This window comes from Streptomyces scopuliridis (genome assembly GCF_042790125.1).
In the GTDB taxonomy this organism is placed as follows: Bacteria; Actinomycetota; Actinomycetes; order Streptomycetales; family Streptomycetaceae; genus Streptomyces; species Streptomyces scopuliridis_A.
In genome coordinates, this window is sequence record NZ_JBHTZS010000006.1 from 290,230 (window position 1) to 315,386 (window position 25,157).

At 71.9% G+C, this 25,157-nt stretch carries 21 protein-coding genes; 4 read left to right on the forward strand and 17 right to left on the reverse strand.

Annotated elements, in window-relative coordinates:
- Positions 1-31: 31 nt before the first annotated feature.
- The 8 genes from ACFRKB_RS12575 to hrcA all read right to left on the reverse strand — a co-directional run bounded on the left by ACFRKB_RS12575 (position 32) and on the right by hrcA (position 7,967).
- On the reverse strand, positions 32-1,054 hold the full coding sequence (locus ACFRKB_RS12575) for a PhoH family protein (protein WP_383105590.1): 1,023 nt from the start codon (positions 1,052-1,054) through the stop codon (positions 32-34).
- Positions 1,055-1,251: 197 nt separating this feature from the next.
- On the reverse strand, positions 1,252-2,364 hold the full coding sequence (locus ACFRKB_RS12580) for a carbohydrate kinase family protein (RefSeq protein ID WP_383105591.1): 1,113 nt from the start codon (positions 2,362-2,364) through the stop codon (positions 1,252-1,254).
- 86 nt (positions 2,365-2,450) lie between these two features.
- Positions 2,451-3,359, reverse strand: a complete 909-nt coding sequence (locus tag ACFRKB_RS12585; RefSeq protein WP_383105592.1) for a ribonuclease Z — start codon at positions 3,357-3,359, stop codon at positions 2,451-2,453.
- 5 nt (positions 3,360-3,364) lie between these two features.
- Complete coding sequence (locus ACFRKB_RS12590) at positions 3,365-3,724, reverse strand: histidine triad nucleotide-binding protein (RefSeq protein WP_383105673.1); 360 nt, start codon at positions 3,722-3,724, stop codon at positions 3,365-3,367.
- A 119-nt stretch (positions 3,725-3,843) separates the two neighbouring features.
- Entirely contained in the window at positions 3,844-4,581 is a 738-nt protein-coding gene (locus ACFRKB_RS12595; RefSeq protein WP_383105594.1) for a 16S rRNA (uracil(1498)-N(3))-methyltransferase, read from the reverse strand.
- Positions 4,578-5,657, reverse strand: a complete 1,080-nt coding sequence (locus ACFRKB_RS12600) for a nitronate monooxygenase (RefSeq protein ID WP_383105595.1) — start codon at positions 5,655-5,657, stop codon at positions 4,578-4,580. Before ACFRKB_RS12600 ends, ACFRKB_RS12595 begins: the two co-directional genes overlap by 4 nt.
- Positions 5,658-5,813: 156 nt before the next feature.
- The gene (dnaJ, locus tag ACFRKB_RS12605) at positions 5,814-6,950 is read right to left on the reverse strand and encodes a molecular chaperone DnaJ (protein WP_365745297.1); all 1,137 of its coding nucleotides are present in this window, start codon (positions 6,948-6,950) and stop codon (positions 5,814-5,816) included.
- Entirely contained in the window at positions 6,951-7,967 is a 1,017-nt protein-coding gene (gene hrcA / locus ACFRKB_RS12610) for a heat-inducible transcriptional repressor HrcA (protein ID WP_030354200.1), read from the reverse strand. It abuts the gene before it with no gap.
- 174 nt (positions 7,968-8,141) lie between these two features.
- Between hrcA and ACFRKB_RS12615 the strand changes: the two genes are divergently transcribed.
- Together ACFRKB_RS12615 and ACFRKB_RS12620 are read left to right on the forward strand one after the other, a co-directional pair.
- Positions 8,142-8,864: an MBL fold metallo-hydrolase gene (locus ACFRKB_RS12615; protein ID WP_383105596.1), complete on the forward strand. Its 723-nt coding sequence runs from the start codon at positions 8,142-8,144 to the stop codon at positions 8,862-8,864.
- 34 nt (positions 8,865-8,898) lie between these two features.
- On the forward strand, positions 8,899-9,723 hold the full coding sequence (locus tag ACFRKB_RS12620) for a DUF3097 domain-containing protein (RefSeq protein WP_383105598.1): 825 nt from the start codon (positions 8,899-8,901) through the stop codon (positions 9,721-9,723).
- A 509-nt stretch (positions 9,724-10,232) separates the two neighbouring features.
- On the opposite strand, the gene hemW is transcribed toward ACFRKB_RS12620, so the two are convergent.
- Both hemW and ACFRKB_RS12630 read right to left on the reverse strand, forming a co-directional pair.
- Positions 10,233-11,465 carry a radical SAM family heme chaperone HemW gene (gene hemW, locus ACFRKB_RS12625; RefSeq protein ID WP_383105599.1) on the reverse strand — a complete coding sequence of 411 codons (1,233 nt, stop codon included), beginning with the start codon at positions 11,463-11,465 and terminating at the stop codon, positions 10,233-10,235.
- Positions 11,466-11,535: 70 nt separating this feature from the next.
- On the reverse strand, positions 11,536-13,602 hold the full coding sequence (locus ACFRKB_RS12630; protein ID WP_383105600.1) for a SpoIIE family protein phosphatase: 2,067 nt from the start codon (positions 13,600-13,602) through the stop codon (positions 11,536-11,538).
- Positions 13,603-13,874: 272 nt separating this feature from the next.
- Here ACFRKB_RS12630 and ACFRKB_RS12635 point away from each other — a divergent pair, with 272 nt between their 5' ends.
- Positions 13,875-14,459 carry a response regulator gene (locus tag ACFRKB_RS12635; protein WP_383105602.1) on the forward strand — a complete coding sequence of 195 codons (585 nt, stop codon included), beginning with the start codon at positions 13,875-13,877 and terminating at the stop codon, positions 14,457-14,459.
- Between the two features lie 18 nt (positions 14,460-14,477).
- On the opposite strand, the gene ACFRKB_RS12640 is transcribed toward ACFRKB_RS12635, so the two are convergent.
- Complete coding sequence (locus ACFRKB_RS12640; RefSeq protein ID WP_383105603.1) at positions 14,478-16,367, reverse strand: AMP-dependent synthetase/ligase; 1,890 nt, start codon at positions 16,365-16,367, stop codon at positions 14,478-14,480.
- Positions 16,368-16,629: 262 nt separating this feature from the next.
- Positions 16,630-18,498: a translation elongation factor 4 gene (gene lepA / locus ACFRKB_RS12645; protein WP_383105604.1), complete on the reverse strand. Its 1,869-nt coding sequence runs from the start codon at positions 18,496-18,498 to the stop codon at positions 16,630-16,632.
- A gap of 203 nt (positions 18,499-18,701) precedes the next feature.
- Between lepA and rpsT the strand changes: the two genes are divergently transcribed.
- Complete coding sequence (gene rpsT / locus ACFRKB_RS12650; protein ID WP_030352331.1) at positions 18,702-18,968, forward strand: 30S ribosomal protein S20; 267 nt, start codon at positions 18,702-18,704, stop codon at positions 18,966-18,968.
- Positions 18,969-19,204: 236 nt separating this feature from the next.
- On the opposite strand, the gene holA is transcribed toward rpsT, so the two are convergent.
- From holA to ACFRKB_RS12675, 5 genes are all read right to left on the reverse strand, one after another.
- Positions 19,205-20,191 (reverse strand): DNA polymerase III subunit delta, encoded by a 987-nt coding sequence (gene holA, locus ACFRKB_RS12655; protein ID WP_383105605.1) that lies wholly within the window; start codon positions 20,189-20,191, stop codon positions 19,205-19,207.
- 115 nt (positions 20,192-20,306) lie between these two features.
- Positions 20,307-20,534, reverse strand: coding sequence for a hypothetical protein (locus tag ACFRKB_RS12660; protein WP_383105674.1), 228 nt, complete (start codon positions 20,532-20,534; stop codon positions 20,307-20,309).
- Between the two features lie 32 nt (positions 20,535-20,566).
- The gene (locus ACFRKB_RS12665) at positions 20,567-21,466 is read right to left on the reverse strand and encodes a YceI family protein (protein WP_383105606.1); all 900 of its coding nucleotides are present in this window, start codon (positions 21,464-21,466) and stop codon (positions 20,567-20,569) included.
- A 363-nt stretch (positions 21,467-21,829) separates the two neighbouring features.
- On the reverse strand, positions 21,830-24,343 hold the full coding sequence (locus ACFRKB_RS12670) for a ComEC/Rec2 family competence protein (protein ID WP_383105607.1): 2,514 nt from the start codon (positions 24,341-24,343) through the stop codon (positions 21,830-21,832).
- Positions 24,340-25,089: a ComEA family DNA-binding protein gene (locus ACFRKB_RS12675; RefSeq protein WP_383105609.1), complete on the reverse strand. Its 750-nt coding sequence runs from the start codon at positions 25,087-25,089 to the stop codon at positions 24,340-24,342. Before ACFRKB_RS12675 ends, ACFRKB_RS12670 begins: the two co-directional genes overlap by 4 nt.
- Between the last annotated feature and the right edge of the window lie 68 nt (positions 25,090-25,157).

Sequence of the window (25,157 nt, forward strand, 5' to 3'; positions counted from 1 at the left end):
AGCCCGTGTCAGCCGCCGGCCGTGGCTGTCGTCAACCGCGGCTGTCGTTCTGTTCGTACTGCTCGTACGCGTCGACGATACGGCCGACGAGCTTGTGCCGGACAACATCCTGCGACGTGAGACGGGAGAAGTGCACATCCTCGACGCCCTCCAGGATGTCCTGGACCTGGCGCAGACCGCTCTTCGTGCCCCCCGGCAGGTCGACCTGGGTGACGTCGCCGGTGATGACGATCTTCGAATCGAAGCCGAGCCTCGTCAGGAACATCTTCATCTGCTCGGGGCTGGTGTTCTGCGCCTCGTCGAGGATGATGAACGCGTCATTGAGCGTACGGCCGCGCATATACGCCAGCGGCGCCACCTCGATCGTGCCCGCCGCCATCAGACGGGGGATCGAGTCGGGGTCGAGCATGTCGTGCAGCGCGTCGTAGAGCGGCCGCAGATACGGGTCGATCTTCTCGTAGAGCGTGCCGGGCAGGAAGCCGAGCCGCTCGCCCGCCTCGACGGCGGGCCTGGTCAGGATGATCCGCGTGACCTGCTTGGACTGCAGGGCCTGGACCGCCTTGGCCATGGCGAGATAGGTCTTGCCCGTACCGGCGGGGCCGATGCCGAAGACGACCGTGTGCTTGTCGATCGCGTCGACATACCGCTTCTGGTTGAGGGTCTTGGGGCGGATCGTCCGGCCGCGGCTGGACAGGATGTTCTGCGTGAGCACCTCGGCGGGCGTCTCGGGACCGTCCGCTCCGCCGTTCTCGCTCGCCCTGAGCATGGCGATCGAACGTTCCACTGCGTCCTCCGTCATCGGCTGACCGGTGCGGAGCACCAGCATCATTTCGTCGAACAGGCGCTGGACCATCGCGACATCCGCCGCGCTGCCGGTCGCACTGATCTCGTTTCCCCGGACATGGATGTCCGCTGCCGGGAACGCCTTCTCGATCGCACGCAGGAGGGTGTCTCCGGATCCCAGGACCGTCACCATGGGGTGCTTGGCGGGGACGGTCCACTGGGCACGTGCCTGCCCCGACGCGGGGGTCTTGACTGTGGGTGTCTGAGTCATGAGCCGGCACTGTGGCCTGCGCATACCTCCCGTTGCAGGGTTCTCGCTGCTCGACAACCTCTGGGCTACCAGCGTACGACCCCGCACTGACAAGGCCCTAGGGCTTTTCGATGTGCCGTGGGCAAAGCCCGCCGGGTGCCGGGCACAGCCCGCCGGGTGCCGTCGGCTACCGCCCGGCCGCTCGGCCCGCGGCCCGCTCAGCCCGAGCGGCCGAAGCCGATGGTCGGTACGGCCCTGCGCAGCGGCCACGGCCTGCTCGGCGCGGGCAGCAGCTCCTCCAGGAAGGCGTAGCGCCGCAGCGCCGCCGGGTCCTGGTCCGGGGAGGTCCGTACGTACTGCCACCAGGTCGCGACCTCCGACCAGCCGGGCGCGGAGAGCGAGCCGCCGAACTCCTGGACCGAGAGCGCGGCGGTCAGCCCCGCGAAGGCCAGCCGGTCCGCGAGCGGCCAGCCGGCGAGCGTGCCGGTGACGAAACCGGCCACGAACACATCGCCCGCGCCCGTCGGGTCGAGGGCCTCCACCGCGATCGCCGGGACCTCGGCGGTCGTGCCGGTGGCGCCGTCCACCGCGTACGCGCCGTCCCCGCCCAGCGTGACGACGGCCACCGGCACCCGCTCGGCGAGCGCCCGTGCGGCGGCCCTGGGGCAGTCGGTGCGGGTGTAGCGCATCGCCTCCTCGGCGTTGGGCAGGAACGCCTCGCAGTGCTCCAGATCGGCCAGCCCCGCCAGATCCCAGCGGCCGGTCTCGTCCCAGCCGACATCGGCGAAGATCCGCGCTCCATGGCGGGCGGCGCGGGCGATCCACTCGTCGCGGCGGCCGGGGGTGAGCGCCGCCACGGCGGCGCGGGCGCGCGGCGGGCACTCGGGCAGGGCCCCTTCGGGCGGCGGGGCCTCGTGGCCGTGCGAGACCATCGTGCGCTCGTCGTCGTACGCCATGGAGACGGTGACCGGCGAGTGCCAGCCGGGGACCGTGCGTGACCGGGACAGATCGATGCCCTCGCCCTGCTCCAGCGCGTCCCAGCAGTATTCGCCGTAGTGGTCGTCGCCGAAGGCCGCCGCGAGCGAGGTGTGCAGACCGAGGCGGGCCAGGGCGGTGGCCATGTTGGCGATCCCTCCGGGGCTCGACCCCATCCCCCGCGCCCAGGACTCCGTGCCGCGTACGGGTGCGCTGTCCAGCCCGGTGAAGATGATGTCGAGGAAGACCGTGCCCGTCAGATACACATCGCAGTCCGGATCGTCCGGAGCGCGCACCGCGCGCAGCGGGTCGACATGAGCGGAGTGTTCCTGCGGGTCTCCGTTGGCTGTGATCACGGCGGGCTCCCGGTCGCGTGCTGATCCGGACAGTCTGCCCGATCGGCCGGGCTCGGGCGGCCGGTCCGACCGCGGCGGAGCGGCTCTCAGCGGGAACGCTTGGGCAGCGGTACCCGTACGAGATCGGCGGCGACCGTCAGTTCGCCCTCGAAGCCCGCCGCGCGTGCCTGCCGTTCGAACTCGTCCGGGTCGCTGTAGCGCTGCGAGAAGTGCGTGAGCACCAGATGCCCCACGCCCGCGTCCCGCGCGGCCCGCGCCGCCTGGCCGGCGGTGAGATGGCCGTGGTCGGTGGCCAGCCGCTCGTCCCCGTCGAGGAACGTCGACTCGATGACCAGCAGATCGCACCCCTCGGCCAGGGCGTGCACGCCGTCGCAGAGCCGCGTGTCCATGACGAAGGCGAACCGCTGTCCCCGGCGCGTCTCGCTGACCTCCTCCAGCGTGACACCGTTCAGCACGCCCTCGCGCTGGAGGCGGCCGACGTCCGGGCCCGCGATGCCGTGCGCGGCCAGCCGCGCCGGGTCCATACGCCGCCCGTCGGGCTCGGTGAGGCGGTAACCGAACGACTCGACGGGGTGGGAGAGCCTGCGCGCCTCCAGGGTGTACGCGGGGGTGCGCGCGAGCACGCCGTCCGTGATGACCGGCGCTTCGGTCAGCTGCACGGACTCGCGGTAGGCCGTGGCGTACCGCAGCCGCTCGAAGAAGCGCTGCCCGCTCGCCGGGTAGTGCGCGGTGATCTCGTGCGGCACCTGGTCGAGATTGATGCGCTGGATGACCCCGGCCAGCCCGAGCGAGTGATCGCCGTGGAAGTGCGTGACACAGATGCGGTGGATGTCGTGCGCGGCGACCCCGGCGCGCAGCATCTGGCGCTGGGTTCCCTCGCCCGGATCGAAGAGCAGGCCCTCGCCGTCCCAGCGCAGCAGATAGCCGTTGTGGTTGCGATGGCGGGTGGGCACCTGGCTCGCGGTGCCCAGCACGACCAGTTCCCGTACGGACAAGACGCCTACCCGGGAGGCCAGTTGAAGCCGCGTCCGCCCAGGACATGGGCGTGCGCGTGGAAGACGGTCTGGCCCGCGCCCGCGCCCGTGTTGAAGACGATCCGGTAGCCGCTGCCGTCGGTCCCGTCGGCGACGGCGACCGCGGCGGCCTCGCGCAGCACATCGGCGGCGATGGCGGGCTCGGCCGCGGCGAGGGTGCCCGCGTCCCGGTAGTGCGCCCGCGGGATGACCAGGACATGGGTCGGGGCCTGCGGGTTGATGTCACGGAAGGCGAGGGTGGTCTCGGTCTCGCGGACGACGGTGGCCGGCACGTCCCCCGAGACGATCTTGCAGAACAGGCAGTCGGCCTGTGGTTCTCCCGCCATGATCCGGGCCTCCTCGGCACCACTGGTGATCAGTTGAGTACGTCGCATGCTATCCGGTGCGGTCGGGGCCCGCGGCCGTCGGAACGCCCCCCGCACCGGCGACCGTCGACCGGCGACCGTCAGGACCAGCGGCCGGTGCGGCCGAGCAGGAGCGCCGTGGCCGCCGTGCCCGCGGTGGAGGTGCGCAGTACGCTGCGGCCCAGCCGGTACGGCCGCGCGCCCGCCTCCGCGAAAGCCGTCAACTCCTGCGGGGACACGCCCCCTTCGGGCCCGACGACGAGCACGATCCGGCCCTCCGCCGGCAGCGGCGCGGTGGCCAGCGGCTCGCTCCCCTCCTCGTGCAGTACGGCGGCGAAGTCCGCGTCCGCGAGCAGCGCGGCGACCTGTCCGGCCGACAGCGCGTCCGTGACCTCGGGGAAGCGGAGCCTGCGCGACTGCTTGCCCGCCTCGCGGGCGGTGGCCCGCCACTTGGCGAGCGCCTTGGCGCCCCGCTCGCCCTTCCACTGCGTGATGCAGCGCGCGGCCTGCCACGGCACGATCGCGTCGACACCGGTCTCGGTCATCGTCTCGACGGCCAGTTCCCCGCGGTCGCCCTTGGGCAGCGCCTGGACGACGGTGATCCGGGGCACGGGTTCCGGTTCGGTCCGTACCTCGGTGACGGCGACGTCCAGCCGGTCCTTGCCCTCGACCGCCGCGACCGTCCCGTACGCGCCGGTGCCCGCGCCGTCCGTCAGGACGATCTCCTCGCCGACGCGCAGCCGCCGTACGGAGACCGCGTGCCGCCCCTCGGGGCCGTCCAGCGTGACCGTACCGACCCGCAGTCCGCCGTCCTGGACGAGGAAGACAGGGGCGGTCACGAGGCGTTGCCCAGACCCGGCATCAACGAGGCGCGGGTCGCTTCGAGTTCACCGTTCAGCACCTCGACCAGCTGTCCGGCCGGCAGATCGCGGGCCATGCGGTGGCCCTGTCCCGCCCAGAGCGCCATGCCCTGCGCGTCGCCCACCTTGGCGGCGGCCTTGCGCAGCCCGGAGGTGAGGTGGTGGATTTCGGGATAGGCGGGCGGGGCGTACCGGCCGTGCTCGCGCATGAAGCGGTTCACGAGGCCGCGCGCCGGGCGCCCGGAGAACGCCCGGGTCAGCTCGGTCCGTACGAACAGCGGATTGGTCATGGCCTGCTTGTGCAGCGCGTTCGCGCCGGACTCCGGGCACACCAGGAACGCCGTACCGAGCTGCGCCGCGTCCGCGCCCGCCGCGAGCACCCCGGCGATCTGGCCCCCGCGCATCAGCCCGCCGGCGGCGATGATCGGCAGCTGTACGGTCTCCCTGACCTGGGTCACCAGCGAGAGCAGCCCGATCCCCTGGCCGTCGGTGGCCGGATCGTCGCGGTGCGTGCCCTGGTGGCCGCCGGCCTCGATGCCCTGGACGCAGATGGCGTCGGCGCCGGACCACTGCGCGGTCTGGGCCTCCTCGGGGGTGGTCACCGTGACCACGGTGTACGTCCCGGCCTGGGCGAAGGCGTCGAGCGTCGTCCTGGTCGGGCAGCCGAAGGTGAACGACACGACGGGCACCGGATCGTCGAGCAGTATCGCCAGCTTCGCCTCGTAGCCGTCGTCCCGCCCCGCGTCGGGGTCGCCGAGCGGCGTCTCGTACCAGGTCGCCTCGCCGGCGAGCTGGTTGCGGTAGACCTCGACGGCCGCGCGGTCGGCGTAACGGGGCTGCGGCATGAAGAGATTGATGCCGAAGGGGCGGGCGGTCAGCCCGCGCAACTGTTTGACCTCTTCGTACATGCCGTCCGCCGTTTTGTACCCGGCGGCGAGGAACCCGAGACCGCCGGCCTCGGAGACGGCCGCGGCCAGCTGCGGGCAGGAGGCGCCGCCCGCCATGGGGGCCTGCACGATCGGATACCGGCAGAGATCGGTCAGTGCGGAGGACATGCAGGCATCGTGCCATGCCTTGTATGACAGCTCCGAATCGGTGCCGCGTCCGGCATGTGACAGAGGAAAGCGCGGCGGATCACGGGCACCGGGCCCGCGGGACAACGCCAATGGCCCGGGGAGCGATCCCCGGGCCACCGGTCAAACCCTGTCGGCCTAGCGACCGTTGAAGGCGTCCTTCAGCCGTGAGAACAGCCCCTGCTGGCCGGGCTGGAACTGGCCCGTGGGCCGTTCCTCGCCGCGCAGCTTCGCCAGCTCCCGCAGCAGTCGCTCCTGCTCCGGGTCCAGCTTCGACGGGGTCATCACCTCGACATGCACGATCAGATCGCCCCGGCCGCCGCCCCGCAGATGCGTGATGCCCCGGCCGTGCAGCGGAATCGACTGGCCGGACTGCGTGCCCGGACGTACGTCGATCTCCTCCAGGCCGTCCAGCGTCTCCAGCGGGCACTTCGTGCCCAGCGCGGCCGCGGTCATCGGGATCGTGACCGTGCAGTGCAGATCGTCGCCGCGCCGCTGGAACACCGCGTGCGGCAGCTCGTGGATCTCGACATACAGATCGCCCGCGGGGCCGCCGCCGGGGCCGACCTCGCCCTCGCCCGCGAGCTGGATACGCGTGCCGTTGTCGACCCCGGCCGGGATCTTGACGGTGAGCGTACGGCGCGAGCGGATCCGGCCGTCGCCCGCGCACTCGGGGCACGGCGTCGGCACGACCGTACCGAAGCCCTGGCACTGCGGGCACGGCCGCGAGGTCATGACCTGGCCCAGGAAGGACCGGGTGACCTGCGAGACCTCACCCCGGCCACGGCACATGTCACAGGTCTGCGCCGACGTGCCCGGCGCCGCGCCCTCGCCCGAACAGGTCGTACAGACCACGGCCGTGTCGACCTGGATGTCCTTGGTGGTGCCGAAGGCCGACTCGTTGAGGTCGATCTCCAGCCGGATCATCGCGTCCTGGCCGCGCCGCGTCCGCGACCGCGGGCCGCGCTGCGACGCCGTACCGAAGAACGCGTCCATGATGTCGGAGAAGTTGCCGAAGCCACCGGCTCCGAACCCGCCCGCGCCCCCGCCGCCGCTCTGCGAGAGGGGGTCACCGCCGAGGTCGTAGACCTGTTTCTTCTGCGGGTCCGACAGCACCTCGTAGGCGGCGTTGATCTCCTTGAAGCGCTCTTGCGTCTTGGGATCGGGATTGACATCCGGGTGCAGCTCGCGCGCGAGTCTGCGGAATGCCTTCTTGATCTCGTCCTGAGATGCGTCGCGGCGTACGCCGAGTACGGCGTAGTAGTCCGTGGCCACTTACGACTCCGCCAGGATCTGTCCGACGTAACGTGCCACTGCGCGTACCGCTCCCATCGTTCCGGGGTAGTCCATGCGGGTCGGTCCGACCACGCCGAGTTTGGCGACTGCCTCGTCGCCCGAACCGTAGCCGACCGCGACGACGGACGTGGAGTTGAGGCCCTCATGGGCGTTCTCGTGCCCGATACGTACGGTCATGCCGGGGTCCTTGGCCTCGCCGAGCAGCTTGAGGAGCACCACATGCTCCTCCAGCGCCTCCAGCACCGGCCGGATGGTCAACGGGAAATCGTGTCCGAAGCGGGTGATGTTGGCGGTACCGCCGATCATCAGCCGCTCCTCGGTCTCCTCGACCAGGGTTTCGAGCAGGGTCGCGAGCACCGTGGTGACGGTCCCCCGGTCCTCCTGCTCGAAGGAATCGGGCAGGTCCTGCACCAACTGCGGGACATCCGCGAAGCGGCGCCCGACCACCCGGCTGTTGAGCCGGGCCCTCAGGTCCGCGAGCGAGGTCTCGCCGAAGGGCGCGGAACAGTCGATCATGCGCTGCTCGACCCGTCCGGTGTCCGTGATCAGGACGAGCATCAGCCGCGCGGGCGCCAGCGCCAGCAGCTCCACATGCCGCACCGTCGAGCGGGTCAGCGAGGGGTACTGGACGACGGCGACCTGCCGGGTGAGCTGCGCCAGCAGCCGTACCGTACGGCCCACGACATCGTCGAGGTCGACGGCTCCGTCCAGGAAGTTCTGGATGGCGCGGCGCTCCGGCGAGGACAGGGGTTTGACCCCCGCCAGCTTGTCGACGAAGAGCCGGTACCCCTTGTCCGTCGGGATACGGCCCGCGCTGGTGTGCGGCTGCGCGATGAAGCCCTCGTCCTCCAGCACCGCCATGTCGTTGCGTACGGTCGCCGGGGAGACACCGAGCTTGTGCCGCTCGGTGAGCGCCTTGGAGCCGACGGGCTCCTCCGTCCCGACATAGTCCTGGACGATGGCGCGCAGCACCTCCAGCCTGCGTTCGCTGAGCATCGCGCACACCTCCAGCTCTCGTCCGTCGTTCCGGCCTTGGCACTCGCTCTGGAGGAGTGCCAGCACTCCCCCAGCCAGTGTACGGCCGTGGGGTACACCGCTAGCAAGGGCAGCCGACCACGCTACCCCGCGATCGCGATGGTCGTTGCCGACAGCGTCCCGTAGCGTCCCGGTATGAACATCCCTTGGGAAGAGTCCGGGTGGGAACGACTGGCCCCGGGGGTGGGGCGGCTCCGGCTGCCGGGGTGGGACGCGACGACCGGACTGGCCGTCGGCACCGACGCGGCGCTGCTCTACGACACGGGCTCCACGCTCCGCGAGGGCGCCGGCATCCGGGCCCGGACGCGGTCGCTGCTCGGCGGCCGGCGCGTGACCCATATCGCGCTGAGCCACCCGCACTTCGACCATGTGCTGGGCACGGCCGCGTTCGCGGGGGCGGAGGTGTACGGGGCCGTGGGCATGGCGGAGCTGCTCACGAGGGACGGGGCGGGCCTGTACGAGGACGCCGTACGCCACGGGGTCGCCGCCGCGGAGGCCGCCGAGGCGGTGGACCTCCTGGTGGCGCCCCGGCACGCGGTGTCCGGGGAGATGACGCTGGACCTGGGCGGCCTCCGGGTCCTGCTCGCGAACGCCGGGCCCGGTCACACCGCCCACGATCTCGCGATGCTGGTGCCGGGCTCCCCCGCGGTGGTCTTCTGCGGCGATCTGGTGGAGGAGTCCGGCGAGCCCCAGGCGGGCCCCGACGCGGTCCCCGCGCGCTGGCCGGCGGCCCTGGACCGGCTGCTGGCGCTCGGCGGCGAGGACGCGCGGTATGTGCCGGGGCACGGCGCGGTGGTGGACGCGGCGTTCGTACGGGCGCAGCGCGACGCGCTGGCCGCGCGTTCCGGGGGTCTGTAGCCGCCGCGCCGCGTCCCGGCCTATCGTCTGGCGAATGCGCAGCTACAGCCCTGATCTGACGCCCCCGTGGAAGAAGTCCACGCCCGCGCCCGAGGTTCCCGCCGAGCCCGATCTGGTGGTCGAGGAGGTGTCAACGGGCTTCTGCGGGGCAGTGATCCGGTGCGAGAAGACCGCGGAGGGCCCGACGGTCACCCTGGAGGACCGCTTCGGCAAGCACCGGGTCTTCCCGCTGCTGCCCGCCGGCTTCCTCCTGGAGGGCCGCCCGGTCACCCTGGTCCGCCCGTCGACGGCGGGCCCCTCCCGCCCGTCCCGCACCGCCTCCGGCTCGGTCGCGGTCCCCGGGGTCCGCGCGCGCGTGGCCAGGGCGGGCCGTATCTACGTGGAGGGCCGGCACGACGCGGAGCTGGTCGAGAAGGTGTGGGGCGACGATCTGCGCGTCGAGGGCGTGGTCGTGGAGTACCTGGGCGGCATCGACGACCTCCCCGCCATCGTCACCGACTTCGCCCCGGCCCCGGACGCGCGGCTGGGCGTCCTGGTCGACCACCTGGTACCGGGCACGAAGGAGTCCCGCATCGCGTCCGCGGTGACCGGCGCGGACGTCCTGGTGGTGGGCCACCCGTACATCGACGTCTGGGAGGCGGTGAAGCCGTCGTCGGTGGGGATCGCGGCGTGGCCGGCGGTGCCGAGGGGCGAGGACTGGAAGACGGGGGTGTGCCGCGCGCTGGGCTGGCCGGAGAACACGGGCGCGGCGTGGCAGCACATCCTCTCGCGGGTCCGCACGTACCGGGACCTGGAGCCGTCGCTGCTGGGCCGGGTGGAGGAGCTGATCGACTTTGTGACCGCTGGCGGCGACGTCTGACGGTTGCGGTGCGGTGCGCCGTCCGGCGGGGGGTCGTGAGTGCGGTGCGCGGTGCGCCGTCCGGCGGGACGGGGGCGGGCCGTCGCTGGTGCCGGGGGCCGGGGCCTCCGGAGGTCCGTGTCCGGACTGCGCTGCGATCGATGTGCGACTCCGTCGCGTGGTCACCGCGCTTCGCGCGAGCTGCGACGCTTTACGTCCGGACACGCACCTCCTCCGACCCCGACCCCCTCCCCCCGGCGGGCCCGCTCGCCCCCGCGCACGACCCGGGCCGCCTGTGCGGGCGGTAAAGGGGGGCGCGCAGGGGTCGTGTCCGGGACACTAAAGCGTGATTTGTGGCGCGCGACCGCCAGTGTCCAGACCTTGGGCAGCTGCGCGCCGTAAATCATGCCGTCCCGGGCGCGAGCCCCGGAGCGCACCCCGGCAACAACCCGCACCCGACCACCGGCTCGAGCCGAAACGCACCCCGGACCCACGACCCCCAGCCGGGAGGCGGGAGGCGCACGGCCGGATCAGTCCACCAGGTCCCTGACCACCGCGTCCGCCAGCAGCCGCCCCCGCAGCGTCAGCACCGCGCGCCCCTCGTCGTACGGCCGCTGCCGGAGCAGGCCGTCGGCCAGGGCTCGGCGGGAGGCCGTCAGACCCGCCGGCGCCAGCAGTGACAGGTCGCAGCCGCCGGAGAGCCGCAGCTCCAGCAGGATGCGCTCCACCCGGCGGTCCTCCGCCGTCAGGATCTCCCGTCCCGCGCCCGGCGACCGTCCCGACGCCAGCGCCGCCGCGTACGCGCCCGGGTGCTTCACGTTCCACCAGCGCACGCCCCCCACGTGGCTGTGCGCCCCCGGACCCGCGCCCCACCAGTCCGCGCCGCGCCAGTACAACTCGTTGTGCAGACAGCGGGCCGCCTCTGAGGTCGCCCAGTTGGACACCTCGTACCAGGAGAAGCCCGCCGCCGCCAGCACCTCGTCCGCGATCAGATACCGGTCCGCGTGCTCGTCGTCGTCCGTCATCGGGACCTCGCCACGCCGGATGCGCCGGGCCAGCTGGGTGCCCTCCTCCACGATCAGGGCGTACGCGGAGACATGGTCCGGCCCCGCCCCCACCGCCGCCGCGAGCGATTCGCGCCAGTCGTCGTCGGTCTCCCCCGGCGTGCCGTAGATCAGATCGAGGTTCACATGCTCGAAGCCCGCCGCGCGGGCCTCCGCGACGCACGCCTCGGGCCGCCCGGGGGTGTGCGTACGGTCCAGGACCTTCAGTACGTGCTGCTTCGCGCTCTGCATCCCGAAGGAGATCCGGTTGAAGCCGCCTTCCCGCAGGGCCGCCAGATACGCCGGGTCCACGGACTCCGGATTCGCCTCGGTGGTGATCTCGGCGTCGTCCGCGAGCCCGAACTCGTCGCGGATCACCGCGAGCATCCGCACGAGATCGGCCGCCGCGAGCAGCGTCGGCGTACCGCCGCCGACGAACACCGTACGGACCTGCCTCGGGTCGTCGCCCAGCACCTTCCTGGCCAGCCGGACCTCGTCGGCGAGGGTCTCCGCGTAGTTGTCACGGGAGGCCAGGACACCGCCCGAGCCGCGCAGCTCGGTCGCCGTGTACGTGTTGAAGTCGCAGTAGCCGCAGCGGGTCGCGCAGTACGGGACGTGCAGGTAGAAGCCGAGCGGCCGGTCCGCCGCGCCCGCGAGGGCGTGCGGGGGCAGCGCGCCGGTCTCGGGCATGGGGTCACCGTCGGGCAGTGCGGAAGGCATGCCCCCAGTGTCCCGTACGCGACGGGTGGACCGGGCCGGGTGCCGGTCCGGTCCACCCGGTCCGGGCGGCTCAGGTCGCCTGGAGCACCAGCAGCGCCACGTCGTCCTCCGGCGGCGTCTCGTCGAAGCCGTGCACCACCTGCCGTATCCGCTCCGCGACGCCCTGCGCCGTCAGCCCCACGCACCCCGCCAGGGCCCGCGCGAGGCCGTCGCCGTCGTCGAGCATCCGACGGCCGGAGCGGCGCTCCGTGACGCCGTCGGTGACGCAGAGCAGCGTGTCGCCGGGCTCCAGGTCGAACGTGCTGCTCTCGAACGCGACCTGCTCGACGACCCCGAGCAGCAGCTGCGGCTCCGCCGCCGGGCGTACCGTCCCGTCCGGCCGCAGGAGCAGCGGCAGCGGATGGCCGGCGCTGGCGAGGGTGCACCGTACGGCGCCGCCCGCGCCCGGCAGCGGCATCAGCTCGCCGTACAGCAGGGACAGGAAGCGGGGCTGGCCGCTCTCGGACGGTGGCGACGGGGTCGCGGACGGGGAGGACACGCCCGACGCCGCGGACGTGGCAGACGCCGCGACCATCAGGGGCGCGGACTCGGCCGCCTCCGTCGCGTTGTCCAGAAGCAGCCGGTTCAGCCGGTCGAGGACCGCGCCGACGCGATAGCCCTCGCGGGCGAGCAGCCGCAGCCAGGGGCGGGCCAGGCCGGTGACGACGGCGGCCTCGGGACCGCTGCCCTGGACGTCGCCGAGCATGAAGCACCAGCGGTCGCCCGGCGGGCACGGGAAGACGTCGTAGAAGTCGCCGCCCGCCAGCCCGTCGTCGCTCGGCTCGTACACCAGCGAGCTGGCGATGCCCGGGATGCGCGCCACCTGGCTGGGCAGCAGTCCGCGCTGCAGGACCCGGCTGATGGTGACCTGACGGGTGTAGCGGCGGGCCGCTCCGATCGCGAGGGCGACGCGGCGCGCGAAGTCCTCGATGAGCGCGGTCACTTCGTCGGGGACCGGGCCCTGTCCCGGTCTGCCGAGCAGCAGCGTGCCGAGCGCGCGCCCGTTCGCGACCAGCCGGCAGGCGAGCGCCGCCCCGGACGCGCCCCCTGAGTCCGCCCCTGAGCCGGAGTCGGGACCGGAGACCGGGCCGGAGCCGGACCCCGTGCCCGCCCCCTCGCCCGGCCAGGGCATCCGCACCGGACCGCCCCTCGGCGAGACCGGTAACCGTGGCGGCTCCTTCTCCAGGATCCGGCGCAGCGGCTCGATCCTCGCCTCGTCCTCGTGCCAGACCCGCGCCAGCCGGGGCGCCGCGCCGTGCTGTCCGCCCTCGCCGTCCAGCCAGACCGCGCACCACTCCGCGAGCCGTGGCACCAGGAGCTGACCGGCGAGCGCCGCGACGAGATCCTCGTCCAGCTGCCCGGCGAGCAGTTCGGACGCCTCGGCCAGGAACGAGAGGGCGCCCCGGCCGGTCCACTCGGGGTCGTCACGCACCGTACGGCGTGTCGCCGGCGCGAGGATCTCGGCGGCGCGCAGCCCGCGCCGCAGGGCGGGCTCGGTCCCCTGGTCCCGTCCCGGGTCCCGTCCTTCGAGCGGGAGGCGGGCCCAGACGGTCTTGAGCCCGGAGCGATAGGTGATGCCCCAGCGTTCGGCGAGCGCGGCGACCAGTTGCAGCCCGCGGCCGTACTCGGGGGTGCCGGCCGGCGCCTGCCCCGTCGCGTCGCTCTGTATGGCACGCGCGGGGTGGTGGTCGGAGACTTCGAGAACCACGGCGGCGGGCTCCCCGCCCTCCCCTTCCGGGGTCCCGGACGCGTCCTCGCCGGGGTCTTCGAGCCGGCAGAGCAGCTCGACGGTGGTGCCCGCGTGCACCACCGCGTTGGTGACGAGTTCGTCGACGATCAGCACCGCGTCGTCCGCGAGCAGATCGGTGCTGTGCTCCCCCGGCGAACAGCCCTCGTCCCCCTGGCAGAAAGTACAGGTGGCGAGCAGCCCGAGGCTCGTCCAGTCCGCCAGCGCCGCGCGGGTGAAGCGGCGTGCGGCGGACGGGGCGAGCGGGTTGCCCGGCAGGCTGGTACGTGATGTCGACCGCGTGTCCCTCCGTAACGGCACCTGGGGTGCCGGGAGATGAAGGGTCTCGCGCGGGATCGGAATGCGCCCCACTGCGGCTCCTGATCCGGTTCTGGCGTTGTGCCGCTTACGATCCCCGACAGAGTGACAGACGGAGCCCGCTCATATGCGCCGAGTCATGGAAGTGGGGAAGATTTGACCATGAACCGGAAGCACACCCGCCGGATATGCGGTGGTACGGCGGGGAGCGCGGCCGGTGCGGTGGCGACACGGGGCCAAACCACCCGAAGGACGTGCCAAAACGCTTCGCACAGAGCATTCTTGCCTCCCTGGCCCGAACGCGGGGGTCGGACAAGGGGAGCGGGATGAGCAGGACAACAGTCACCACGGACCGCGCGAGCATCCTTCTCGTCGATGATCTGGAGGACAATCTCGTCGCACTGGAAGCGGTCCTCGCCTCGCTGGACGAGCCGCTCGTACGGGCCCGTTCGGGCGAGGAGGCGGTGCGGGCGCTGCTGCGGGAGCCGTTCGCGCTGATTCTGCTGGATGTCCGGATGCCCGGCATGGACGGTTTCGAGACCGCCGGCCGGATCAAGCGGCTGGACCGGGCCAAGGACATCCCGATCATCTTCCTGAACGGACCGGAGTCCGCCAGCGGTTATGCCTTCCGGGGCTACGCCGCGGGCGCGGCGGACTTCCTGACCAAGCCCTTCGACCCGTGGATGCTCCGTGCCAAGGTCAGTGTCTTTCTCGATCTGCACCGCAAGAACCGCCAGTTGGAACGGCTGCTGGCCCGCGAGCAGGAACATCTGGGGGAGATCACGGACCGGCTGGCCTCGATCGAGGACGAGTTGCGCGGGGGCGCACCGGCCGGCCTCGACTCGGTGGGGAAGCAGCTGGCCCGAATAGCGGAGACGCTGGACGAACTGCGGCGCGGCCGGGGCCAGTAGACGGCCGCGCCCGTCCGTTCAGGACTCCCGCGAGCCCTCGTACATCTCCTCGATCAGATCCTTGTACGTCCGCTCCACCACCGGCCTCTTGAGCTTGAGGCTCGGCGTCAGCTCGCCGTGCTCGATGTCCAGATCGCGGGGCAGCAGCCGGAACTTCTTGATGGTCTGCCAGCGCTGGAGGCCCTCGTTGAGCCGCTTCACATAGCCCGCGATGAGCCGCTCGGCCGCCGGGGACGCGACCACCTCGGCGTACGACCTGCCCGCCAGGCCGTTCTCGGCGGCCCAGCCGAGGATGGCCGGCTCGTCGAGCGCGATCAGCGCCGTACAGAAGTTACGGTCCGCGCCGTGCACCAGGATGTTGGAGACGAACGGGCACACCGCCTTGAACTGGCCCTCGACCTCGGCGGGGGCGATGTACTTGCCGCCCGACGTCTTGATCAGGTCCTTCTTGCGGTCGGTGATCCGCAGATAGCCGTCGGGGGACAGCTCGCCGATATCGCCGGTGTGGAACCAGCCGTCGGGCTCCAGTACCTCCGCCGTCTTCTCCGGCAGCCCGTGGTATCCGGCCATGATCCCCGGGCCGCGCAGCAGGATCTCGCCGTCGTCGGCGATCCGTACCTCGGTGCCGGGCAGCGGCTTGCCGACCGTACCGGTGCGGTACGCCTCGCCCGGGTTGACGAAGCTGGCGGCGCTGGACTCCGTCAGTCCGTAGCCCTCCAGGACGTGGATCCCGGCGCCGGAGAAGAAGTAGCCGATGTCGGGCGCGAGCGCGGCCGAGCCGGAGACCGCGGCGCGCAGCCGGCCGCCGAACGCCTCGCGCAGCTTGGCGTAGACGAGCGCGTCCGCGGCCTTGTGCTTGGCGCCGAGGGCGAACGGTACGGAGGCCGTGCCCGTACGCCGGAAGTTGTCCTGGGAGACCTTGGCGTACTCGCGGGCGACCCCGGCCGCCCACTGGAAGATCCTGTACTTGGCGGCGCCGCCGGCCCGTGCCTTGGCCGCGACCCCGTTGTAGACCTTCTCGAAGATCCGTGGCACGGCCGCCATATAGGTCGGCTGGACCACCGGCAGATTCTCGATGATCTTGTCAACACGCCCGTCCACGGCGGTGACATGACCGACCTCGATCTGTCCGGAGGTCAGCACCTTGCCGAAGACATGGGCGAGCGGCAGCCACAGGTACTGGACGTCGTCCTTGGTGATCAGTCCGGTGCCCGCGGTGGCCTTGGCCATGTACGACCAGTTGTCGTGGGGCAGCCGTACACCCTTGGGCCGGCCGGTGGTGCCCGAGGTGTAGATGAGCGTGGCGAGCTGGGTCGCCGTGATGGCCGCGACGCGCTCCTTGACGGCTTCCGGGTGCGTGACCAGATACTCCGTGCCGCGCGCCTCCAGATCGGCCAGCGAGAGCACCCAGCCCTCCGGGTCGCCCTCGGCGGGCAGCGCGTCGGCGGTGTCGATCACGACGACATGGCTGAGATGCGGCAGCCCGGAGCGGCGCTCGCGCGCCTTGGCGAGCTGGGCGGCGTCCTCGGCGATCAGTACCCGGCTCTCGGAGTCGGCCAGGATGTACGCGGACTCCTCGGTGTTGGTCGAGGGGTAGACCGTGGTGGTCGCGGCGCCCGCGCACATCACTCCGAGGTCGGCGAGGATCCACTCGACGCGGGTCGACGAGGCGAGCGCGACACGCTCCTCCGGCAGTACGCCCAGCGTGATCAGGCCGGCGGCGATGGCGTACACCCGCTCGGCCGCCTCGCTCCAGCTCAGCGAGCGCCACGCGTCGGGGCCCTGGCCGGCCGGCGAGGGTACGGGGAAGCGGTAGGCCTCCGCGTCCGGCGTGGCGCTCACGCGCTCAATGAAGAGGGTCGCCACGGAGGGCGGCCGGTTCTCGATCAAGTTCTGTGTGTCGCTCACGACATCCTCCGGGCCCGCGCAGCGCTGCCTGACTGACCTGATTGTGTGACTGGCGAGTAACTAACCGACGAGTAACTAGGCTGGGTGATCAGACTAGAGGCCACCCGCCCGGTACGTAAGGGGCAGCGAGGCGCCGCTTCATAACGAACCCGCCCCAGGGGGCACGGACAACGCGAACGGGCCCCTGCGCCACAGCGCGGGACCCGTCCTGTCCGTGATCATGCCCATGTCTGCGCACATGTCCATGGATCACGCCGTGCCGCTACTTCTTCGCCTTGCCACCGGACTCGTCGCTGGAGAGCACCGCGATGAAGGCCTCCTGCGGGACCTCCACGCTGCCGACCATCTTCATCCGCTTCTTGCCCTCCTTCTGCTTCTCCAGCAGCTTGCGCTTCCGGGAGATGTCGCCGCCGTAGCACTTGGCGAGGACGTCCTTGCGGATCGCGCGGATCGTCTCCCGGGCGATGACCCGGGAGCCGATGGCCGCCTGGATGGGCACCTCGAAGGCCTGCCGCGGGATCAGCTCGCGCAGCTTGGCGACCAGCCGGACACCGTACGCGTACGCCTGGTCCCGGTGGGTGATGGCGGAGAAGGCGTCCACCTTGTCGCCGTGCAGCAGGATGTCGACCTTGACGAGATGGGCGGTCTGCTCGCCGGTGGGCTCGTAGTCGAGCGAGGCGTAGCCCCGGGTCTTGGACTTCAGCTGGTCGAAGAAGTCGAAGACGATCTCGGCGAGCGGCAGCGTGTAGCGGATCTCGACCCGGTCCTCGGAGAGGTAGTCCATGCCGAGCAGGGTGCCGCGACGGGCCTGGCACAGCTCCATGATCGAGCCGATGAACTCGCTCGGGGCGAGGATCGTGGCCCGTACGACCGGCTCGTGCACCGAGTCGATCTTCCCCTCGGGGAACTCGCTCGGGTTGGTGACCGTGTGCTCCTTGCCGTCCTCCATCAGCACGCGGTAGACCACGTTGGGGGCGGTGGCGATCAGATCGAGCCCGAACTCGCGCTCCAGGCGCTCCCGGATCACATCGAGGTGCAGCAGCCCCAGGAAGCCGACGCGGAAGCCGAAGCCGAGGGCCGCGGAGGTCTCCGGCTCGTAGACCAGGGCCGCGTCGTTGAGCTGGAGCTTGTCGAGGGCGTCGCGCAGCTCGGGGTAGTCCGAGCCGTCCAGCGGATAGAGGCCGGAGAACACCATCGGCTTGGGGTCCTTGTAGCCGCCGAGCGCCTCGGTCGCCCCCTTGTTGAGGGTGGTGATCGTGTCACCGACCTTGGACTGCCGTACGTCCTTCACCCCGGTGATGAGGTAGCCCACCTCGCCGACGCCGAGGCCGTCGGACGGGGTCATCTCCGGCGAGGAGACCCCGATCTCCAGCAGCTCGTGGGTGGCGCCGGTGGACATCATCCGGATCCGCTCGCGCTTGTTGAGCTGGCCGTCGATGACACGTACGTACGTGACGACACCGCGGTAGGAGTCATAGACGGAGTCGAAGATCATCGCGCGGGCGGGCGCGTCCGCGACACCGACCGGCGGCGGGACGTCCTTGACCACACGGTCCAGCAGCGCGTCCACGCCGACGCCGGTCTTCGCCGAGACCTTGAGCACGTCCTCCGGCCGGCAGCCGATGAGGTTCGCCAGCTCCTCGGAGAACTTCTCCGGCTGGGCGGCCGGCAGATCGATCTTGTTGAGCACCGGGACGATGGTGAGGTCGTTCTCCATCGCCAGATAGAGGTTGGCGAGGGTCTGCGCCTCGATGCCCTGGGCGGCGTCCACCAGGAGGATCGTGCCCTCACAGGCCGCGAGCGAACGGGACACCTCGTAGGTGAAGTCCACGTGGCCCGGCGTGTCGATCATGTTGAGGACATGCGTCGTGCCCTCGCCCTCACCCGAACGGGGAGCCCAGGGCAGCCGGACCGCCTGGGACTTGATCGTGATACCGCGCTCGCGCTCGATGTCCATCCGGTCGAGGTACTGGGCGCGCATCTGCCGCTGGTCGACCACTCCGGTCAGCTGGAGCATCCGGTCGGCGAGCGTCGACTTGCCGTGGTCGATGTGCGCGATGATGCAGAAGTTGCGGAGCAGGGCCGGGTCCGTACGGCTCGGCTCGGGCACGTGGAGAGGGGTCGCGGGCACGCAGGGTCCTGATTCTTGAGACGCGCGGCGTCTCGTCTCGGGTCGACTCGGATCGATACGTAGGCTCCATGGTCCCACGGGTACGGGACTGCGCCCGGTTTGGGCCGGTCGGAGGGTGACTGGTAGCCTGAACAGCTGTGTCTCGTGCCGTCTCGGCGCGGGACGGCTCAGTCAAGATTCACCGAACCTGAAAAGGCTCTTTCGTGGCGAACATCAAGTCCCAGATCAAGCGGAACAAGACCAACGAGAAGGCACGCCTGCGCAACAAGGCTGTCAAGTCGTCGCTCAAGACCGCGATCCGCAAGGCCCGTGAGGCCGCTGCCGCGGGCGACGTCGAAAAGGCCTCGCTGGCCGCTCGTGAGGCGTCCCGCAAGCTCGACAAGGCCGCCTCGAAGGGTGTCATCCACAAGAACGCCGCCGCCAACAAGAAGTCGGCGCTGGCTGCCAAGGTTGCCTCCCTCCAGGGCTGAGTGCTCTCTTGATTTGACCGCCGGACGGGACTCAGCGGGCCCTCTCTACCGCTCCTGACCGGCGTCCCCGAGCTCGCACGCGACTGCGTTCGCCACGCGGGTGCGAGTTCACCAGGTTTGACGTCGGGGCCCCGGTCCCGTCCTCCCCAGGACGGGTCACCGGGGCCTTCGCCGTACGCGCCCTTCGTACGTGCCTTTCCTGCCGGCTGCCCTTCCCAACGGTTCGAGCGGGCGGTCTAACGGTGCGAACGGGCGGCGCGGGCGATCGCGACGACCGCCTTCTCCAGCGCGTACTCCGGGTCGTCACCGCCGCCCTTGACGCCCGCGTCGGCATCGGCGACCGCCCGCAGCGCCGTCGCCACCCCGTCCGGGGTCCAGCCGCGCATCTGCTGGCGCACGCGGTCGATCTTCCACGGCGGCATCCCCAGCTCACGCGCGAGATCGGCGGGCCGGCCGCCGCGCGCGGAGGAGAGCTTGCCGATCGCCCGGACCCCCTGGGCGAGGGCGCTGGTGATCAGTACGGGCGCCACTCCGGTCGACAGCGACCAGCGCAGCGCTTCCAGGGCCTCGGCGGTCCTGCCCTCCACGGCGCGGTCGGCGACATTGAAGCTGGACGCCTCGGCGCGGCCTGTGTAGTAGCGGCCGACGACCGCGTCGTCGATCGTGCCCTCGACATCCGCCGCGAGCTGGGAGACGGCGCTCGCCAGCTCCCGCAGATCGCTGCCGATCGAGTCGACCAGCGCCTGGCAGGCCTCGGGCGTGGCCGAGCGGCCCAGCGCGCGGAACTCCGAACGTACGAAGGTGAGCCGCTCCGCGGGCTTGGTCGTCTTGGGGCAGGCGACCTCACGGGCCCCCGCCTTGCGCGCGGCGTCCAGCAGGCCCTTGCCCTTGGCTCCTCCGGCGTGCAGCAGGACGAGCGTGATCTCCTCGGCCGGGGCGTCGAGATACGCCTTGACGTCCTTGATCGTGTCGGCGGAGAGGTCCTGCGCGTTCCGTACGACGACGACCTTGCGCTCGGCGAAGAGCGACGGGCTGGTCAGCTCGGCGAGGGTGCCGGGCTGGAGCTGGTCGGAGGTGAGGTCGCGTACGTCCGTGTCGGCGTCGGCGGCGCGGGCCGCCGCCACCACCTGCTGCACGGCGCGGTCGAGCAGCAGGTCCTCCTGGCCCACGGCGAGCGTGAGCGGGGCGAGCGGGTCGTCGGAAGAAGTCTTTCTGGTGGCCATCGTGGTCCAGCATGGCACGGGCCACCGACAGCCGGGACGGCCGGTGACAGCCGGAACGGCCGGTGACGCCGGGCGGCCGGTGACACCGTGCGGACGGTGCTACGGGCGGCCGGTGCTACGGAGTTTCCCGCCAGCCGCCCCAGTCCGCCACGAACGCGTCCAGGGCCTCGGCGTCCATCCGGGCCTCGGGGTCCTCCACGACGACCAGCCACTGGGCGTCCTCGGCGTCGTCCTCGCCGGCCAGGGCGTCCCGTACCAGCCGTGGTTCCTCGGCCACGCCGAACCGCTCGCCGAGTGCCCGCGCCACCTCCTCCGCGGCATCGCGGTCGGGCAGTACGAGCAGGTGTCTCAGATGTCTCACGGACCGTCTCGTCGTCACTTGTACTTCAGCTGCGTGCCCTTGGGCACGATCTGGATATCAAGGTTGATCTTGATGTTGGAGCCGACGACCGCGATGCCACGGGCCAGCATCGTCTGCCAGTTCATGGTGTAGTCCTCACGGTGCAGCTCGGTGGTGGCGACGATGGCCGCCCGGGTCTCACCCTCCATGCCGACGCGCGTACCGCCGTACGTGGCGTCCAGCGTCACCGTGCGGGTGACGCCGTGCAGCGTGAGTCCCCCGGTGATCGCCCAGCTGTTACCGCCGCGGTGCACGAAGCGGTCGCTGTAGAACTCCATCGTCGGGAAATTCTCCACGTCCAGGAAGTCCGCCGACCGCAGATGGTCATCACGCATCCGCACATTGGTGTCGATCGAGGCGGCGTCGATGACGACATGCATCGCCGAGTTCTCGATGGTGTCGCCGATCCGGATCGCGCCCGCGAAATTGGCGAAGCGGCCGAAGACCCGGGCGAGGCCGATATGGCGTGCCTCGAACCCGATCTGGGTGTGGGCCTGTTCGACCTCCCACTCGCCGGTCTCCGGCAGCGGAAGCGAAGGGGCTATCTGGAGCGCGATATTCCCGAGGCCGGTGGGCACTCCTCCCTCAGTGATCGCCACATTGCCCCGGTACGGGCTGAAACTGTCGGCGGATATGGCCATGCGGTACTCCCCGAAGGGAACCATCGCCACGATCGTGCCGAAGGGGTCGGTCTCACCGCTCACCACTTTGCGGCCGTTGCTGTCGTTCACGGTGAACTCGGCCTGACCCACGGGCTCGCCGACAGGATCGAGGACTCTGCAGGTGAGCAGCCCCGCACCGGGCGGCGTGGAGAGTCCGGCGAACGGGTCCCCACTCCGGGCGACGGTTCCTCGGCGGAAAAGGCGGCTGATCATGGTGTACGTACCCCTGTGCGATTCGCGTTCTGCGGGCCGCGTACGGCGCGGCACCCTTGTCGGGACAGCGGCCCATAGCGAAAGCATTCGATCACTCGTGCCTGGCCCGGGGCAAACGTACTGCCAGAGGGGGGCTCCGGCATCAACCGTCTAGGTGGTGGACGCCGGGACTCCGGACTTACTCGGTTAGGGCCTGTCTTCAAAGTAGCGCCGTCCGCCCGAAGGGCGGGCCCGGCGGCGTCCGGTGCGTGCGATCGCAAGGCGGAGGGTCTCCCCAGTACTGGACGTACTGGGGTGATCCCGACAACGCCGCGAGCGTGCGTGCCGGACGCCGCCGGGCAGGCGGGACTTTGAAGACAGGCCCTAGGGCCTGCCCCGGGGCACGGCCCGCAGCCCTGCCCCGGCTCCCACCACCGCGATCGCCCCGTCCGTATCCGTACGGAGCACCGCCGCTCCCCCGGCGCGGAGCGCGTCGAGGGTACGGGGCGAGGGATGCCCGTACGGGTTGTCCCGGCCCGCCGAGACGAGCGCCAGCCGGGGGCGTATGTCACGCAAGAGCCCCGGGTGCTGGAAGGGCGAGCCATGGTGGGCCACCTTCAGCACGTCCACCGGCGGCAGCGTCGGATGGTCACGCAACAGGCCCCGCTGGGCGGATGGTTCGAGATCGCCGGGGAGCAGCAGCGTCGGCCCCCGGGCGACCCGTACGAACAGCGTGACGCTGGAGTCGTTGGGCTCCCCGGCCACCGGAGCCGTCCCGGCCCGTGGCCACAGCACCCGCCAGGTCAGCGGTCCGATCCGCCGCTGCTCGCCGGGCCGCGCGCGGACGACGGGCACGCGCGCCCCGGCCGCCGTTCTCCGTACGAACGCGGCCTGTTCCGGGGGGTCTTCGGAGACCGTCGTCTGGATCGCGCCGATCGCCCGGCCCCGCAGGACGCCGGGCAGCCCCGCGACATGGTCCGCGTGGAAGTGGGTGAGCACCAGCAGCGGGACGCGTGTGATGCCGAGGTCCCGCAGACAGCGGTCGGCGGGCCCGGGGTCGGGTCCCGCGTCCACGACCACGGCCGTGGAGTCGCCCGCCGCGAGCACGGCCGCGTCGCCCTGGCCGACATCGCACATCGCGAACGTCCATCCCGGCGGCGGCCAGCCGGTGACGATCCGGGTGAGCGGCGGCGGCCGCAGGACCGCGAGCAGCAGCAGTACGGCGCAGACGGCGGCCGTCCAGGGATGGCGCGGGACACGCCGTAGGGCGAACAGGACGAGGACCGTCACCACGGCGAGCAGCAGCCCGCCCCACCAGCCGCCGGGCCAGGCGGCCTCAGCGCCCGGCAGGGCCGCGCCGGCGCGCGCGACGGACGCGATCCACCCGGCCGGCCAGCCCGCGCAGCGGGCGAGCACCTCGGCCACCGGCATCGCCACGGGCGCCACGGCGAGCGCGGCGAAGCCGAGGACCGTGGCCGGGGCCACCGCCAGTTCGGCGAAGAGGTTGCAGGGGATCGCCACCAGCCCGACCCTCGCCGCGAACACGGCCACCACCGGCGCGCACACCGCCTGCGCCGCGCCCGCCGCGGCCAGCACCTCCGCGAGCCGTGGCGGCACCCCGCGCCGCGCCAGCGCCGCGCTCCACCTCGGCCCGATGGTGAGCAGGGCGCCGGTGGCCAGTACGGAGAGGAGGAAGCCGTAACTCCGGGCCAGCCAGGGGTCGTAGAGCACCAGCAGCAGTACGGCGGCGGCCAGCGCCGGAAGCAGGGTTCTGCGCCGGCCCGTGCCGATGGCGAGGAGGGTGATCGCCCCGCAGGCGGCGGCCCGCAGCACACTGGGCTCCGGCCGGCAGACGACCACGAACGCGAGCGTGAGCGCGCCACCGAGCAGCGCCGTGGACCGCAGCGAGATCCCCAGACGCGGGGCGAGCCCACGCCGTTCGGCTCTGATGGCCAGCCCGGCCGGCCCGATCAGCAGAGCGAGCACGATCGTCAGATTGCTTCCGGAGACGGCCATCAGATGCAGCAGATCGGTGGCCGCGAACGCGTCGTGCAGCTCGGGCGGGACACGTGAGGTGTCGCCGACGACCAGCCCCGGCAGCAGGGCACGGGCATCGGGCGGCAGCACTTCGGTGGCCTCACGCAGCCCGGCGCGCAGCTCTCCGGCCGTGCGCTGTACGCGGGTTGGCTCGCCGGTGACCAGCGGCGGGCCCGTCCCCTCCACCCGTAACGCCGCGGCGTAGCGGTCGTCCTCGCGCAGGGGAGGCGCGAGTTTCCCGGTCAGCCGCAGCCGGGTGGAGGGCAGCAGGCGCTGCCAGCGGCCGGAGTGCTCACCGGGCGCGACGATCACCAGCACGGGCGTCCGGCCGGTGGTGGTCCCGTCCCGGGACGTCATCACCCGGGTGAGGTCCGCGTCCAGGACGAACCCGCCACCCGCGATCCGGTCCCCGCGGACCCTGGGACGCGTGGGCCGGGGGTCGGAGGTGACCGTCAACTCCGTGGTGACGCGGGCGTACCGCTCCGCGAGGCCCGGTACGGGCCCCCGGTGCGGATCGGCGCCGTGCAGCCCGGCGGACGCCGCTCCGGCGGCGGCGCACAACAGCACTCCCGCGAGGGCCACCCCATTGAGCCTTCGCCCGATGCGTCGCCCGGCCGCTCGCCGTGGCCCGGCCCCTCGCCGTCGCCCGGCACCGGGCCACACCAGCAGCAGACCGGCGGCCAGCAGACAGGCGAGCACACCGAGGGCGGTCCAGCGCCCCGGGCTTCCCAGCGCCAGGGCCGCCGCGCCCCACGCCGCCAGGGCGAGCGGCACCAGCCGGAGGTCGGCGGGCGCCTCCTGGCGGGGGTTGGCGGACCCCAGGCGATGGCCGGCCGTCGCGTGAACCACCGGGCGCGTCATGGCCGTACGAGGGACTGGAGGTCCGCGAACCTGCGCTCCCCGATGCCGTTGACCTCGCGCAGTTCATCGACGGACCGGAAACCGCCGTGTCTGCCCCGGTAGTCGATGATGTGCTGGGCGAGCACCGGACCGACGCCAGGGAGTGTGTCGAGCTGTTCGGGCGTGGCGGCGTTCAGGCTCACCGGCCCCGCCCCGGCCGGGCCGCCGTTGGCCGCGCCCGCGCCGACGCCCGCCCCCGGTGGCGCGGGGCCGCCCACCAGGACCTGTTCCCCGTCCATCAGCACCCGCGCCCGGTTGAGCCCGGTCAGATCCGCGCCGGGCTCCGCTCCCCCGGCGGCACGCAGCGCGTCGGCGACTCGTGACCCCGCGGGCAGCCGCAGAACTCCGGGCCGCCGCACTTTCCCGCTCACATCGACGACGACACGGGCCGACGGTGACAGTGAGAGCGACGCTGACGGCAAGGTCTCCAGCGGTGCCTCGGAGACCGCGGCTTCCGCGCCGACGTTCTCCGGAGCCCTGACGGTCTCCGGAGTCCCGACGGTCTCCGGAGCCTCGACAGTCCCCGGCCGACCGCTCCAGAAGTGCTGACCGGCCAGGATCACACCCACCACCAGAACCACCGCGAGTGCCGCGAGAGTCCGGGGCTCCAGACCGCATCTGAGCTGCACCCACAGGGGCAGCCGCTCACGCAGGGCGGACACCGCCCGCGCGCGTCGGCGCCCCGCGCGGTCCTCGTCCGGCACCACGGCCGCGTCTGCCCCATCTGCCCCACGCGCCACGGTGCCGTTGCCGCCACCCGTCCCCCGCGTCACAC

What these genes read in the sequence shown, in the direction of transcription:
- ACFRKB_RS12575 (WP_383105590.1), bottom strand. Translation starts at nt 1,054, where the DNA reads ATGACTCAGACACCCACAGTCAAGACCCCCGCGTCGGGGCAGGCACGT.
- ACFRKB_RS12590 (WP_383105673.1), bottom strand. Translation starts at nt 3,724, where the DNA reads ATGGCGGGAGAACCACAGGCCGACTGCCTGTTCTGCAAGATCGTCTCG.
- ACFRKB_RS12600 (WP_383105595.1), bottom strand. Translation starts at nt 5,657, where the DNA reads ATGTCCTCCGCACTGACCGATCTCTGCCGGTATCCGATCGTGCAGGCC.
- hrcA (WP_030354200.1), bottom strand. Translation starts at nt 7,967, where the DNA reads ATGCTCAGCGAACGCAGGCTGGAGGTGCTGCGCGCCATCGTCCAGGAC.
- ACFRKB_RS12615 (WP_383105596.1), top strand. Translation starts at nt 8,142, where the DNA reads ATGAACATCCCTTGGGAAGAGTCCGGGTGGGAACGACTGGCCCCGGGG.
- ACFRKB_RS12620 (WP_383105598.1), top strand. Translation starts at nt 8,899, where the DNA reads ATGCGCAGCTACAGCCCTGATCTGACGCCCCCGTGGAAGAAGTCCACG.
- hemW (WP_383105599.1), bottom strand. Translation starts at nt 11,465, where the DNA reads ATGCCTTCCGCACTGCCCGACGGTGACCCCATGCCCGAGACCGGCGCG.
- ACFRKB_RS12635 (WP_383105602.1), top strand. Translation starts at nt 13,875, where the DNA reads ATGAGCAGGACAACAGTCACCACGGACCGCGCGAGCATCCTTCTCGTC.
- holA (WP_383105605.1), bottom strand. Translation starts at nt 20,191, where the DNA reads ATGGCCACCAGAAAGACTTCTTCCGACGACCCGCTCGCCCCGCTCACG.
- ACFRKB_RS12665 (WP_383105606.1), bottom strand. Translation starts at nt 21,466, where the DNA reads ATGATCAGCCGCCTTTTCCGCCGAGGAACCGTCGCCCGGAGTGGGGAC.
- ACFRKB_RS12670 (WP_383105607.1), bottom strand. Translation starts at nt 24,343, where the DNA reads ATGACGCGCCCGGTGGTTCACGCGACGGCCGGCCATCGCCTGGGGTCC.